Origin of the sequence: Bradyrhizobium sp. CCBAU 45394, assembly GCF_028128655.1 — a bacterium.
GTDB classification, from domain to species: domain Bacteria; phylum Pseudomonadota; class Alphaproteobacteria; order Rhizobiales; family Xanthobacteraceae; genus Bradyrhizobium; species Bradyrhizobium diazoefficiens.
In genome coordinates this window covers 1-12,895 of the sequence record NZ_LBIX01000128.1, presented here as the reverse complement: position 1 = coordinate 12,895, position 12,895 = coordinate 1, and the positions used below count along the sequence as shown (strand labels likewise).

At 55.2% G+C, this 12,895-nt stretch carries 13 protein-coding genes and 1 pseudogene; 6 read left to right on the top strand and 8 right to left on the bottom strand.

Annotated elements, in window-relative coordinates; all coding sequences use genetic code 11:
* Positions 1-438, bottom strand: a 438-nt coding sequence (locus tag WN73_RS13080; protein ID WP_271553140.1) for a VCBS domain-containing protein, incomplete at its 3' end; no start/stop codon positions are given.
* Between the two features lie 872 nt (positions 439-1,310).
* On the opposite strand from WN73_RS13080, the pseudogene WN73_RS13075 reads away from it, so the two are divergent.
* Positions 1,311-1,592 (top strand): annotated as a pseudogene (locus tag WN73_RS13075) (site-specific integrase); the annotation flags it as partial.
* Positions 1,593-1,637: 45 nt separating this feature from the next.
* Entirely contained in the window at positions 1,638-2,279 is a 642-nt protein-coding gene (locus tag WN73_RS13070; protein ID WP_271553143.1) for a site-specific integrase, read from the top strand.
* Between the two features lie 169 nt (positions 2,280-2,448).
* Here WN73_RS13070 and WN73_RS13065 read toward each other — a convergent pair whose 3' ends face one another.
* The 3 genes from WN73_RS13065 to WN73_RS13055 form a co-directional block, all read right to left on the bottom strand.
* Positions 2,449-3,726: an McrC family protein gene (locus WN73_RS13065; RefSeq protein WP_271553138.1), complete on the bottom strand. Its 1,278-nt coding sequence runs from the start codon at positions 3,724-3,726 to the stop codon at positions 2,449-2,451.
* Positions 3,727-3,730: 4 nt separating this feature from the next.
* Positions 3,731-5,827, bottom strand: a complete 2,097-nt coding sequence (locus tag WN73_RS13060) for an AAA family ATPase (RefSeq protein ID WP_271553136.1) — start codon at positions 5,825-5,827, stop codon at positions 3,731-3,733.
* A 373-nt stretch (positions 5,828-6,200) separates the two neighbouring features.
* A complete protein-coding gene (locus tag WN73_RS13055; RefSeq protein ID WP_271553134.1) occupies positions 6,201-6,590 on the bottom strand; it encodes a hypothetical protein in 390 nt (129 codons plus the stop codon).
* Positions 6,591-7,069: 479 nt separating this feature from the next.
* On the opposite strand from WN73_RS13055, the gene WN73_RS13050 reads away from it, so the two are divergent.
* Both WN73_RS13050 and WN73_RS13045 read left to right on the top strand, forming a co-directional pair.
* A complete protein-coding gene (locus WN73_RS13050; protein ID WP_271553132.1) occupies positions 7,070-7,351 on the top strand; it encodes a hypothetical protein in 282 nt (93 codons plus the stop codon).
* 127 nt (positions 7,352-7,478) lie between these two features.
* Entirely contained in the window at positions 7,479-8,117 is a 639-nt protein-coding gene (locus WN73_RS13045) for a recombinase family protein (protein ID WP_271553131.1), read from the top strand.
* A 102-nt stretch (positions 8,118-8,219) separates the two neighbouring features.
* Here the strand turns inward: WN73_RS13045 and WN73_RS13040 are convergent, their stop codons facing one another.
* The 4 genes from WN73_RS13040 to WN73_RS13025 all read right to left on the bottom strand — a co-directional run bounded on the left by WN73_RS13040 (position 8,220) and on the right by WN73_RS13025 (position 11,785).
* Positions 8,220-9,221, bottom strand: coding sequence for a DUF2806 domain-containing protein (locus tag WN73_RS13040; RefSeq protein ID WP_271553130.1), 1,002 nt, complete (start codon positions 9,219-9,221; stop codon positions 8,220-8,222).
* A 193-nt stretch (positions 9,222-9,414) separates the two neighbouring features.
* Positions 9,415-9,774 carry a hypothetical protein gene (locus tag WN73_RS13035; RefSeq protein ID WP_271553129.1) on the bottom strand — a complete coding sequence of 120 codons (360 nt, stop codon included), beginning with the start codon at positions 9,772-9,774 and terminating at the stop codon, positions 9,415-9,417.
* Between the two features lie 103 nt (positions 9,775-9,877).
* On the bottom strand, positions 9,878-11,398 hold the full coding sequence (locus WN73_RS13030; protein ID WP_271553142.1) for a caspase family protein: 1,521 nt from the start codon (positions 11,396-11,398) through the stop codon (positions 9,878-9,880).
* A gap of 165 nt (positions 11,399-11,563) precedes the next feature.
* The gene (locus tag WN73_RS13025; protein ID WP_271553128.1) at positions 11,564-11,785 is read right to left on the bottom strand and encodes a hypothetical protein; all 222 of its coding nucleotides are present in this window, start codon (positions 11,783-11,785) and stop codon (positions 11,564-11,566) included.
* 45 nt (positions 11,786-11,830) lie between these two features.
* On the opposite strand from WN73_RS13025, the gene WN73_RS13020 reads away from it, so the two are divergent.
* Entirely contained in the window at positions 11,831-12,343 is a 513-nt protein-coding gene (locus WN73_RS13020; RefSeq protein WP_271553127.1) for a hypothetical protein, read from the top strand.
* Positions 12,330-12,698, top strand: a complete 369-nt coding sequence (locus WN73_RS13015) for a hypothetical protein (protein ID WP_271553125.1) — start codon at positions 12,330-12,332, stop codon at positions 12,696-12,698. The genes WN73_RS13020 and WN73_RS13015 overlap by 14 nt, the downstream gene beginning before the upstream one ends.
* Positions 12,699-12,895 lie beyond the last annotated feature (197 nt).

The window sequence follows — 12,895 nt, the reverse complement described above, 5'->3', positions numbered from 1 at the left end:
TCTCGTCGTCGGTGCATCGTTCGTTCCAGTGACCACAATAGTCACCGGCTGTGTAACGCTCCCGCCCTTATTGTCCGCAATGTTTACATTGTACGTTATTGTAAGCGTCTGCCCCTGTGCCAAGAAGTCGAGCCATTTGTCTTGGACAGAAAATGACCAAGATACCGTCCCTTTTTTCTCGCTGGTCACGCCCGCCGAAAAAGCGGAGGAAATCGCATTTTGACTAGATTGAGGGACAGGTATTGCGTTTGACGTCACTGCCGAGACTAGAAACACGGAAGACGTATGCGTGTTGCCGTGATCTTGATCTGCAAACGTGATCATTCCTGACGCGGCATCCAGCGTGTTGCTGTCCGTCAGGTTGGTTTTCTCGGAGAGGCTTGCGGTAGCAACGGTGGACTTGGCTACGATCGTGGGCGAATGATTCGTTTTTGCCATCTGCTACCCCTAAATCCTAGTGGCTGACAGATCTCGCTGAGTTTAATGATCAGATTCCGAGGATCGTCCTTGCAAAGGATCGTCCTTGCGAAGCCTTTACTCATCCGCAATTGGATTCATAAGTCGCAATCGTATTCAATCGCGCGCCGCCCCTGACGGTCGGCAACATTCAAGGCCGCCCGCGCGACGGCTATATCGGCCGGAAAATAGTTAAGAGGCGTTTTGCCCGCCTCTACGTGGAGCGATGGAAGACGTATGCATGCATCGTTAGACAGAGATGCGAATTTTGCAATCACCTATATGGGTTACCTCCTCTGCCCTTCCTCAGATACAACAATCCGTGCTCGTCACATCAATGCTCCCGAGATCGACAGTCGCCATTCACGCGTTAGGTGCAGGAATCCTGCACTTTACGAGATGAACCAAAAAGCATGGCTTGCGCATCCGCGTGGGAGCACATGCGACGCTGCCGGAAGCCCGCGAAGGATTTCCTGAAGGTGCCGGTAGGATCCCGACTGTGCCTTCGCCGGAATTTATTGGACAAGAGGGCGTCCTTTGATACTGCGCAAGATCCGGTGCGAAGGCATGTTCGGGCATGATGAGCGCATCGGCTCTGTTGCGAGCGCCCGCTTTGCGCCAACAGCTGCCCTCCCCGCCAAAGCCGCGCTTTGACTCGTTTGAGACCTCCCAACCCGACGCTAAGGACGTCAGCCTACAGGGCTGACGCGGGCCGGAACTTGGAGCCGCACCGCTGCCAGACTAATGTTTTGGCCCATGGCTGTGTGCGGAATGCCCACAATCTACGCCTGGCAATACATTCTACGGTTGTGTACCTTCAATTCCGATAATTGTCCTTATCGGAAGTATCTTGCATGGCCCCTCTTCCCGCTGTTCGAGAGCCGCTCCCTACGATCCCTGGGTCGCTTGGCCAGGACCTAGAGGCGGCCATCAGCTATGCCAAGGCGGAGAAGGCTCCCGGCACCCGAAGGGCCTATGAAACTGACCACGGGCTGTTTGTGGCCTGGTGTGAGGCTAAGGGAGTATCAGCCGCCCTGCCCGCGTCTGCCGAGACCCTGGCAGCCTTTCTGGCTGCCGAAGCCGAGGCAGGAAGAAGGCCCTCGACTCTGACCAGACGCCTGGCCGCGATCCGCTACTTTCATAAGCTGGCGGGCCTCCCTACCCCTACGGACGCGGAGGCCGTGAAGGCGACCCTCAGGGGCATTCGCCGCTCGGTCGGGACGGCGAAGGCTCGCAAAGCTCCTGCGTTGGCCGAGCATGTCAAGGCGATGGTCGCAGCATCTCCCAATTCCCTTCGTGGGAAGCGGGACCGCGCCTTGGTCCTCCTAGGCTTTGCAGGAGCATTCCGCCGCTCAGAGCTGGTGGCTCTGGATGTCGCCGATATAGAAGAAGTAGAGCTGGGCCTGCGCATCATCATTCGCCGCTCGAAGACCGACCAGGAAGGAATGGGGTCGGTGATTGCAGTAATGCGCGGTACCGTAGCCTGTCCCGTGCGAGCGTTGCGCGAATGGTTGATCGCCGCCGAGATTACAGCCGGTGCGCTCTTTCGTCCGATCAACAAGGCGAACAGGGTGAGGAACGCTCGGCTGACGTCGCGGTCGGTCGCCAACGTCATTAAGGAGATGGCAGAAAGGATCGGATTGGATGCAGACACATTTTCCGGCCACTCCTTGCGGTCGGGCTTTCTGACATCTGCGGCATCGACAGGCGCTTCCATTTTCAAGATGATGGATGTGAGCCGACACAGGTCGATCGAAACGCTTCGTGGGTACGTGCGCGATAGCGAAATCTTCAAAGACCATGCCGGAGCGGGATTGCTTTGACTGTCAAGGGTCCGACCTAGTTGGCGCAGCTTCGGAACGGCTATATGCTGAGGCTGATAGTCGCCAATCTGATTGAATCCAGATTTTGTGCTGCAAATCGATGCGAAATGCCAGCGCGGTGGGCGGCGTCGGGGATACGCGCCTTACTGGACGCAGGATGTGCGATCAATCAGGCAGTAGTCAACGGAAGGCCGCACAATGCGAAATTCTCCAGACGCCCCGTCTCCAGATCAAAGGGTAACACCCACAGTACTAGATGTTCCGAAAAAGAAAAAACGGGCAGAGGTTTATCGAACAAGGCTCGTTTAGGATAAATGAGCACAAGCCTCCCATCTTCGTTATTGCGTAGATAGGTGTTCCCATATGCAAATAACTGATAAAAATCTGATTGCTTCAGACCATACTTATTTTTTCTATCTGAAGAATCGATAAGCTTCCACTTCGTGTCCAGAATCCAACGTAACTTGCCGCTTTCAATCATCATATCCGGTTCCAGCCAAAACATCGGACCGCCGTCGTGCGAGCACAGATACTGATTACTAGGCCTGGTCATTTCAGCATCAGTGGCTAGAGATCTTCCTAAGCAAGCCGCCACATAGCGCTCGAATAATTTCTCCATTGGAAATAGAAGGCTCATGCCCTTCCATTCTCCTGCGACTGCTGTAGGCATCTGCTGATTAAGTATCAGTTCGCACCACGGTCTGACGCAGCGGTAATGGCTCATCAGCCTGTCGCTTCGCCAATTAGCGAAATCAGACTTAACATCATCGCTTGCGGGTATTTCGGCAAGTAGACTGCGCAACTCGTGCGCCAATCGCCAATTAGACGGGGTTTGGGTAGCCTTGCACACCCGCTCCAACGCGAGTTTGAGTAATCGGTTTTCGGGTCTGTCGGGTGAGAAGATATCATGACGTATCTGGAAGTGGTGCTGACGCTCCGGGCGCTGTCGGATTTGCTCACTCAGATTGAGCTGTCCGCGCAAGACCCGCGCCTCCTCTTCGACACGTTTATACTCGAATCTCACTCCTCGCTTTACTAAGTGGTCGAAAGCTTCCAAGAATTGGTGCATTACCCACTCGCTTATAGGCGCGTTGAAAAGTTGCAAGTGAGCTTCGCCGACCCCTCTAGTGGGCAGGTCAAACGCCGTTCTCATCATTTTGAGTAACAAGGCACGGCTCTCTTCGATGCAGTCCCCCTCCACAAAATGCTTTGGAAGGATTTCCAACTGCGTTCCGCACGGCGTTTCGACGACACCAACATAGTTGTCGAGTTGCAGCCAGCTTTGGTCTTTGATTTGCGTCAGAGCTGCGCCGGAATTGAATGAACTGCTGAGTTTACAGAGCCAGTCAAAGGCAGATGATGATACTTGTCCATAGTCAAGCGACGACGTCTCCACTTCGCTCGTTGTCAGCCAAGCATATTCCCGAACTGTGACAAGGCGCTTCAAGCGTTCATTTCCCAATGGCGTCTATCACTCGTTTTCCCATGTCGCGAGTATTCAACTGCGTACCGGATAGGTAATTGGTGTCCAGACCCAATTCGTTGGCGATTGCCAAAAGAGTCGGCCTGGCTGGTTCTAGACGGACTCCGCCTTTCCAAAGCTCGATCGTTCCGCTCTGCAATTGCTTAATGGTTAGATCGCCATGCACGGCCTCTCGTTCGACGCCAACGGCTTCTGCCAAGATTTGATGGTCAATTATTCCCAGGTACGCTTCAATTCTGGAGAACGCATCGTCGTTGATTATCCAGCGTTCGTTTCGGTCGCTTGCCGTCGTCTGCTCACCAAAGAGCATTGCCATATCAGCCTTCGGCTGTTGCAAGAATCTGTTCACAGGAGCTTTGCGATGGTCGTTCAAGACCTGCTGGATACGACTCCAATCATCAAAGAAATACTCCTGCAGCAATGGGAAGATCTGTTGTCGAAAAATCGATGCGAGATTATCAAGGCTTAAGTCATCCTTCAGAGACAAAAAGTAAGCGTGGCCCAAGCGGTGGTCGCGATCCAACAGAACCTCAATTCGGTTGTTCATAACCGCCAATAGTCTTCCAATATTTAGCCCTTGCAGTTCGACGTCTTTGAGCCGCTCAGGCAAGGGAAGCATCTCTCTAAACACGAACCGGCGACGCAGGGCGATGTCTAAGCCAGTTAGGGAACGATCTGCAGTATTCATTGTCCCGATAATGTACAAATTAGCTGGCACGCTAAACCGCGTCTTTGAATAAGGTAACGTCAGTTCTAGTGCCTCTGAAGCATTCGCTCTCTTGGATGGCTCGATCAGCGTGATAAGCTCACCGAAAATCCTAGACACATTCCCCCGATTGATCTCGTCAATAATAAGGACCTTCGGGCTATCCACGGGAACTCTTTTCGGTGTTGAATCCGCATGCGCGCTACTCAAAAACCGCTCTACCAATGCCGATAGGATGTTCTCGTAGCCGTTAACGAGGTACGGTTCTAGTAGGGTATTTGGCACCCTATCGAAGACGCGCTTTTCCTTTATATCTGCTAGGGTCAGATCACCTTGACTGACATATTCCGCGAGCGCCCTAATCAAACTCATACCGATCGGAAGGCGCCGCTTGTTGGGTTTGATTAATTCAACAATATCCGGAGATATATGAACCACGTCGTAACCGGTCCCAAATCGATCACCGACTCGGAACGGCGACCTTGTGCTCTCAGCGGATGAAACATTTGCGCTCGTGGAATTTAGCAGCGCCGCTAGCTTAACCCTATCTATGGCGCTCGGCTTGAGCTCATAGAGCGTCATTTGACTGAACTGATTGTGCATCAATTGTTCGTGCGGAAGCGACGGTGAATAAACCCGCAACCACTTCACGTCGCGGCATTGTCCGTATTTGTCATCGCCATCAGTCTCGCGAGCCAACGGCCGATAGTCGCCAGTCACCTCACCAAACGCACGGAACTTGGTATTTCCTTCCGAGATGACGAGGAGGTCGCCTTTCTTCATTTTCAGCAGAAAGTTTGTGACAGCCGTTACGGCATAGGAATCCTTTTCGTCCAACTTGCCAGCAGCGACAAATCGCTCAAAGACTTCATCGCGAGTCTTGCAGCCGCTGAAATCTACGTCGCTACCGTATCCAAGTAGCGCGTACCCATTTTCAATGCATTCATCGTAAATATACGCGTCGTCCCCTAACGTATTTCCCAGCGACATCTTCCAAATGCGCCGACCTTCAATATCGATAGGAGTGTCCGTTTTCCGAGTTACACGGGCGGCGGCGGAATTGCAGAGAGTCTTGAAGACACCGTCTTCAACCGCGTACTTCAATTGACCATCATCATCGCGATCTGCTCGTAGCCCTTCTACAAAATCTTCATAACTAAAGCTTTGATGGAAGGTAACAAAACGCACATCACCGGATGAAGATAACTCATCGAAACGTCGCTTCACCGCTTTACGATCTAGGCGATGGGCCTTTAAAAATTCTGGGTCCAGAATTTCCAGTGCCAGTTCCACGGTCGCGAATGTCTTGCCCGTGCCCGGAGGGCCGTAAAGAATCTGGTTCAGCGCATTCGTCAACATTCGTTTTTCCCGCCAGCATCATGTGGAGGCGGGGATGCCGCCTTTCATGCAATCATAGTTCGCATTCCACGAAGGAGGCAACCGACCCGACAGGGGTAATCAATCCAGCACGCGATATCAGGTCTGGACTTTTACGTCCGCCACAAAGGCCGTGGCGCTCTTTTAGGACCCGAAAGACTGATGGTGGAAGAGCTGCCCGTACATGTAAACGGACGGTCAACTTTGGCCGGATTCGCGTAGATGCTTACTTGCCGAGCACGTACAGAGATCGGCGTTGCTTGAGCGCGCGCAGGCGCTTGCATCGGGTCTGAAAATCTGGAAACTTTTGAGGCATAGTCGCTTGTGTTGAGACCCGCGTGTCCCCCGTGGGGCCTCAGAAGAGCCGAGTGGCGGGACGGCACGTAAGGTCCCAATGGGTGTTGTTGCCGACGTTCTCATACCACCAATCGAGATCAGCACTCCCGGTAACCCGGTCGATCCCGCCAGAGATAGTCGGCTTCCTCTTTGCGTACTGGCTACTGAACGCAACAAGTGTCGCAGTGATGGTCGTGATCGGTATTACGTTGTCAAGGAACGAGACCGTTCGATTCCCCGCGTTCACGATGATGCCGAGATTGGTGACCGGGTCTGGTTTCAGGTCTGCGGCGGATGTCGCCGTAAACTTGCTCGTTCCGTTGCAGGACAGAGTGATTGTGGTGCCTTGTTGCTGCGCAACCGCGGACTGCGTCATCGCCAGAAATAGAATCGCGCAAGCGAATCTCATGGATGCTCTTCTCCGTATTTCGAGACCTTTGACAGCGATAACGCTCAAGTCAGACGGTGTCCAAGCGAATTCCCATCGAGCGAGCTTTCTCTTTGGTATGCGGTTGTCTGGTTGCTTGGCGCGTACCCCCTACTGTTTGGCAATGCAAGCCTCACCCTTTGTGGGGACCCGTGATGCTACGGATTTGGCTCCACATCGAATCAGTCCAAAATCGCGCCGCTCACAACTGGACGCGGGGTGCTTCATGAGAGCAAACTATGCAGCCGCGCCGGACTACGACGGTCATCATCCGCATTAATGTTGCGGCCTGTCTCTTTGGCATTGCCGCGATCATCAAAGCGATGATGTAACGACGACAAAAGAGCGGAGGCGCGGCAACGCCGCAGAGCCGGTCTGAAACTCTGGCAAACTTTTGAGACGGTAATCGGTAGTCTGGAGGCCAGCGTGTCCCCTGTGGGGTGGCCGGTGGGGGCAAGCACATGACATCAACGGAGTTGAGCAAGGCGGCGCGGATCGAACGGCGCAAGCTCAGAGCAACCTACATCAACACCGTCGCGCTCACGTTCTTTATCGCTGGTGTCGCCACTCCATACTACGCCATGCTGGCTATTCCTCCCGCAGACTACATCAGGATGCTGGAAGCCATAGGCACACCGGCAGGACCACGGCTCGCCACGATTGCTGCCTGGATCGGTTCGTGGGCCATTTCGCTACTGCTGCATTACGTGGCGCGAGGCGTCCTTGAAGACCTTGAGGATTGACTGGTTGACCTACTCATTTCTGCTCAGTCCAGTGATCAGACCCGAAAACTGCGCTCACAAGGGTTGACATCCGATCTGTGAGCACATGATCTGTGATCATCACCTTTGTGATCACAGGCAAGGCATCATGACCACGATCTTCTACGCTCGCGTTTCGACAGCCGATCAGACCATCCAACATCAGGCCCAACAGGCCAGAGCCGAAGGGTTCGAGATCGATGAGGTTCTTGCCGACGAAGGCGTCAGCGGTGTCAGCACCAAGCTTGCGGAACGTCCGCAAGGCAAACGGCTGTTCGATCTACTGAGGAAGGGTGACACCCTCGTTGTGCGTTGGGTGGACCGGCTTGGCCGCAACTACATCGATGTCGTGGACACCATCAGGGAGTTCATGCGTCGGGGTGTCGTCATCAGGACGGTCATCAACAAGATGACGTTCGATGGAGCAACGACCGACCCGATGCAGATGGCTGTGAGGGATGCGCTGATCGGCTTCATGGCCGCAACTGCGCAAGCGCAGGCAGAAGCGACGAAGGATGCGCAGAAGGCTGGCATCGCCCACGCCAAGGCTGAGAGCCCCGCAACGTATCGAGGCCGCAAGCCCACGTTCACCCGTAAGCAGGTTCAGGAGGTGATAGCCCTTGCTGACCAAGGGACGATGAACACCAGCCAGATCGCGAGGACTGTCGGGCTGGAGAGGATGGCCGTTACCCGGATCATCCTGAACCCGGCCAATGCTGAACAGCAGCTTGCGACGTGGGGGCTTTGAGGGAAGCGACGGCAACCATCTCTCACGCCACCGGCGGAAGCAATCTCTACGGCGTCGGTAGGTTGGGCATTATGAGAGGCCGAGACGGCTGAGCCTCGTTGCCTAACTCAACGGTGCTTGACCCGGCATAGACGCAACATAACTCGGCACAATTGTGTTGGCCGAAATCAGAGGGCCAGCTTGGACTGCAACCGCGCCATTGTTCACAATCTCTTCTGAAAACCCCGCATTTCTAATTTTCTCAAAGATGATTTGAGACACTGACTTTATGTATTCAAAATTCGCAGCAGGCGGGTTGGCGATCTTCACCAACTCCCGCGCTGGCGTTGATAGAATTTGCGCTTCGAGTTGGAAGTTTATCTCTCGCGTCGTCCGATTGATTATCAGTATTCCAAAACCGGACGCTGTCATGATGATGTTGGTATTTGCAGGAATGCTGATGTTCCATATGAGGCCGGAGAATACAGTCGGACTGCTCGCAAGCCCCAGTTCTTCCATTAGCAATCGAGCGTGTATCTCGGGACCGTGTGGAAGTGCGTTGGCGTTCGGCACAATGCGGTCAAACAGAACATACGAGAAAAAGTTCGAGATCTCATTAGCGTCGGATTTTGAAAGGGTCGAAAGGAACTGAAGCGTTCTGAGGGAAAACGTTCCCGGCCTCTGAATTTCACCGGCCAAGATTTTCCCGAACAAACTCTGGAGTTCTTCGGACGTTTTGTCTTCCGCTATCTTCGCATAGAGATTTAGCCAATCGTCGTCGATTTCGGACCCAGCATCCTGCTGCGCCGCTTTGTTGTTCATCTCGTCAACAGCGATCTGAACTGTCGCTGCACGGTTCTCCAGCTTCCGTTTGTCTTCAGCCGTTCGATACATCCCATCAATATCAATTTTGCCCTTGGCCTTCGCCTTACCGGTATTGGCTTTGATGCGGGCTTCAGCGTTCTCTCCCGCGGCAAGCAAGATCTTTCCTACCGCCTTGTCGAAGTTCTTGACCGTTTGAGGCATTGGAATGCTGGGAAGCTGAAACCCAAGCCAGCTCGCTATCCAATCGCTCATTGTTGGCAGGGTGCTATCCCCGCTTGGTACCGGCAAATCATCAGTCATCTGAGTTTCAATTGCCCAATATTACTTCGCGTGTGTTTTCTTATGCCACCATTTTGGCGCTAACAACTAGGCGTTGGAACCCATAAAAAGAACGATATCCCCAGGGGCACCGGGCTTACCATTGACTCGGTTCATGGACTTCTCGCGATATTGACGGGGGAGTGCGTCGCCCCCCGTGGGGAGGGCAACAGCATCAGGTTCGCGGGGGCGGCTGCGGTGTTGGCTGCGTCGGGGATGGCGTAGCAGGCTGCTGCGACGATGTAGCGGGAGGTTGCTGCTGCGGAGCCGCGACCGGCTGCTGATCACCGCCGCCGTGCGGGACACACGTCCCCACGTTGCTCAACAGTCGCTTCTCCTCAAGGTCACGGGCTTTCTTGTAGTCCCTGCGCCGGTCGATCCTTGCCGCTGCAATGCGATCCCACGCGTCGAAGGCATCAGCGTAATGCTGTCGCATCTGCTCCTCAGCGGCCAGACAGTCGCTGAACTTATCGAACACAAGATCGGTGTTGACGGGCGAGACGCCGCCTACAAGGACCACCAGCATCCATTTCATAGCTTTCGCCCATGTTCGTGCCCGCTCACCGGGAACGAGGAGGCGTCAGCAAAGTTCCGGTCGCGCGAGCGCTGTCGCGTTTCAAGGAGCTTCTGGCCGCTAATCAGTCGCAGATTTCTATTTCCCGCAGTGCCGCCCCGCCCCTTGAAACAAGGGTGCATCCACTCTTGAGGGGACGACAGCCAGCCTGATTGCACACCATTCGACCAGATGATTGCTGCTTGGAAGGTGCTGTCTCATCTCGCACTCTGGATTGATCGCGGACGGCGATGGGCGGCTTCTTGTCCTGAACCTTCTCACAATCATTGTTATCGTTGACGCGATAGCCCGCGCGACATGCAATCTTCACGCAGGCGTCTCCATCTGCCCTGAAACCATGATCGCAGACCAACGGGCAGACGCGGCCTGACCGGGCCTTGATCGCGTCCAGCGCATCGGTGCTTGCGAGCGCCGTGTTGAGCTTCGTTCCAGCGTACTTGTTGAACAAAGTCAGGGAACGTTGCGACTTGATGTTCCAGTCGCCGCTCTCCGCATCGGCCAGACAGCCGACGCGGCGGAGTTCGGACTGCACCGACTTGGCGAGTTCTTGCGGCGACTGCGCGGGTTCAGGCGAAGGTGCGGGCGCGGGAAGGGCAGCAACCTTCTGTTCGGCCTGCCGCGCCTTCTCGACCTCCGCTGCGCGGGCCTCCTCCGCGGCGATCTTGTTGAGTTGGCCCTTGGCTAGGTCGGCATAGAACCCATCGGCATATCGGCTGAGGAAGGCTGTCCAGCCATCGCGGGTGCCGAGTTGCATGGCAAGCTCATAGTTCCGACGAACCGCATCGTCGGGGCTTGCCTGAGGCCCGGTGGCTATCGGCTTTGCAGCAACGAGCGGCACGTCATCACCGCCGAGAGAACCATAGACATATGGCTCCTGCCTATAGCTGGTGTTCTTCAACACATCATCGCGGACGAAGCCGAATGCCTTGCGCAGATCGAGACCCGGCGTTGGTAGCCGCTCGACCAGCGCTGCGGCAAAGGGGCTGTTCCTTGAGTCGCCATCGGAGGCCGTAGACCCGGCCTTCGCTGCGAAAGCAATCATCGTATTCGGGCTATTCGGCTCGACCTTGGCGAGGCCACGACCAATGGCGCGGGCCGCAACCGTTCGCTTCATGGACTTGGCGAAGGGATTGTCGCGGCAGGCGTCCAGAATGATGAGCCGAAGCTGCTTGGCAGGCTCGACGGCGAACAGTGCCCGGTCAAGCGCCACGGTCTCATCGAGAACGTCGCTATCGGTCTCCAGAGCCGCATCAGTCGGAATGAGGTAGTTGGCCCCGTCCAGTTCGATGCCGTGACCGGCGTAGTAGATGACGGCAACTTCGGCGTCTCGCGCTCGTCCACCGAAGTCGCGCAGAGCCTTCCGCATCTCAGCAGCATTGAGATCAGTCCTAATGTCGATCCAGTCGAACCCGGCCTTCTTGAACATGTCCCCGACCAGGGTGGCATCGTTGGCCGGGTTGGAGAGCCTCGGAACGCTCTTATAGGCCGAGTTCCCTATCACGAGCGCCATACGACGCTCGGCGTGGGCGGAGCCACACACAAGCCAGAAGGAAACGAATAAGGAAAACCAAGGAAGAGCGCCCATCGAAGTCCCCAGCGAATATGTGCGCAGCCTATGCAGAGCTTGCCGAAAGGCAAGCGTCCGTTCTGTGAGGTCGATCACTGCCCGCCTCCGACGAGCCGGATTGAGAGCAGCGCGTTCTGATGGGGCGCAGCAACAGCGGGCCTCTAGGCGCCATAGGGGGCGTCGCTATTTTCTCCACGTATCGCGGTACTGCTGGCGACACTCGGCAGCGACTTTTTCGTAGTCAGGATCGGAATGCGGCTGTGGAATCGCATTCAACTCGCGCTTATGGCATTCGTCTAGAAATTGCTTTGCCTTCGGATTGCCAACAATGAACATCTCGTAGACGAATAGGACGACCAAACCGAAGCTGATCACTCCCCAAACCCCGCCGGGAAACTTGCCCATGTTTTGTCCTGAACGATGGCCCCTTGCATTCCAGCGGAGACCAATATGAGCCTTAAGGACTTCGCTTCGCAAGAGAACGAACTGCCGCAACAGTGGGTGCGTGATCTCATCGACCAGGCGGCCTACCTCCGTGGTCGTTATCTTACTAGCTATGCCCAATGTGAATTCTTGCTCGCGGACCTATCCGTGAGGGTGGATGGTCGCTTTCGATACGCTCTCGACAAGAGGATCAATGCCGCCAAGGTGATGGCTGAAAGCGGTGGGCTTCTCGACAGCTACGCAAGCGACTTCCTGCCATTGATCGAACACCTGCACGATTGGACGGAACGGCGGCATTGGCTAGCCCACGGTTTCCTGATCTTCACTCAAGACCAGCAGAAGCGGCATCTGTTCGAGTATCGCCGATACGAGCAGCGCGAGGATAAGCTTCAACTACTTCAATGGCAGGTAACGATAGACGATTTGCAGGACGCGGTGGATGCGATCGGTCGATACACTCAGGCTTTCGTGGCTCTCTGCCGACGCATCTATCTCGACCTGAAAATTGAAGAACTATAACGCGCTCGAAGTGCGAACCGGCTTCTCTTCATTCCGGCCCAACAATTCGCGCTGGCGGGCCGATAAGTCATTTCCAGACTGGAGCGCCGGTCCTAGCTCGCTCGCTGCGGGCGATCTCCTTCGCGATCTCTTCCGCTTCTTTCTTGCTTGGTTGGCCGGTTACGGATCGCCGGCCCGGATTCTCATCGAACTGCACAAAGGTCGAGACGCGAATCTCATAGCGGTGGTTGAAGTCGCCGTCATCGCAGCAGATCAGGCGGACATGAGTATAGGGCTTTGGTTCGGGCATGGCGGCGCCATCGACACGGAGCTAACGGCGGAGTCAAATTATCGATTCCTAGCGCGGTGGAACTAGCGTTAGCCACTGCCGGTGGTGGGTGTGGAAGACTCGGCGTATCGATTGCGAGAACACGGAAACATGCTGCTCTTACAACCGTGCTCACCGACTCATGGATGCGGAACAACAGCTTGCCAGTATCCATCCGGTGAAGCTTACGATTACCCACATTTTGAGTCAGAGTTTCGCGCCCGTTGCGATATCGATGAATCGCG

What these genes read in the sequence shown, in the direction of transcription:
- WN73_RS13060 (WP_271553136.1), bottom strand. Translation starts at nt 5,827, where the DNA reads ATGTTGACGAATGCGCTGAACCAGATTCTTTACGGCCCTCCGGGCACG.
- WN73_RS13055 (WP_271553134.1), bottom strand. Translation starts at nt 6,590, where the DNA reads ATGAGATTCGCTTGCGCGATTCTATTTCTGGCGATGACGCAGTCCGCG.
- WN73_RS13050 (WP_271553132.1), top strand. Translation starts at nt 7,070, where the DNA reads ATGACATCAACGGAGTTGAGCAAGGCGGCGCGGATCGAACGGCGCAAG.
- WN73_RS13045 (WP_271553131.1), top strand. Translation starts at nt 7,479, where the DNA reads ATGACCACGATCTTCTACGCTCGCGTTTCGACAGCCGATCAGACCATC.
- WN73_RS13040 (WP_271553130.1), bottom strand. Translation starts at nt 9,221, where the DNA reads ATGACTGATGATTTGCCGGTACCAAGCGGGGATAGCACCCTGCCAACA.
- WN73_RS13035 (WP_271553129.1), bottom strand. Translation starts at nt 9,774, where the DNA reads ATGAAATGGATGCTGGTGGTCCTTGTAGGCGGCGTCTCGCCCGTCAAC.
- WN73_RS13030 (WP_271553142.1), bottom strand. Translation starts at nt 11,398, where the DNA reads ATGGGCGCTCTTCCTTGGTTTTCCTTATTCGTTTCCTTCTGGCTTGTG.
- WN73_RS13025 (WP_271553128.1), bottom strand. Translation starts at nt 11,785, where the DNA reads ATGGGCAAGTTTCCCGGCGGGGTTTGGGGAGTGATCAGCTTCGGTTTG.
- WN73_RS13020 (WP_271553127.1), top strand. Translation starts at nt 11,831, where the DNA reads ATGAGCCTTAAGGACTTCGCTTCGCAAGAGAACGAACTGCCGCAACAG.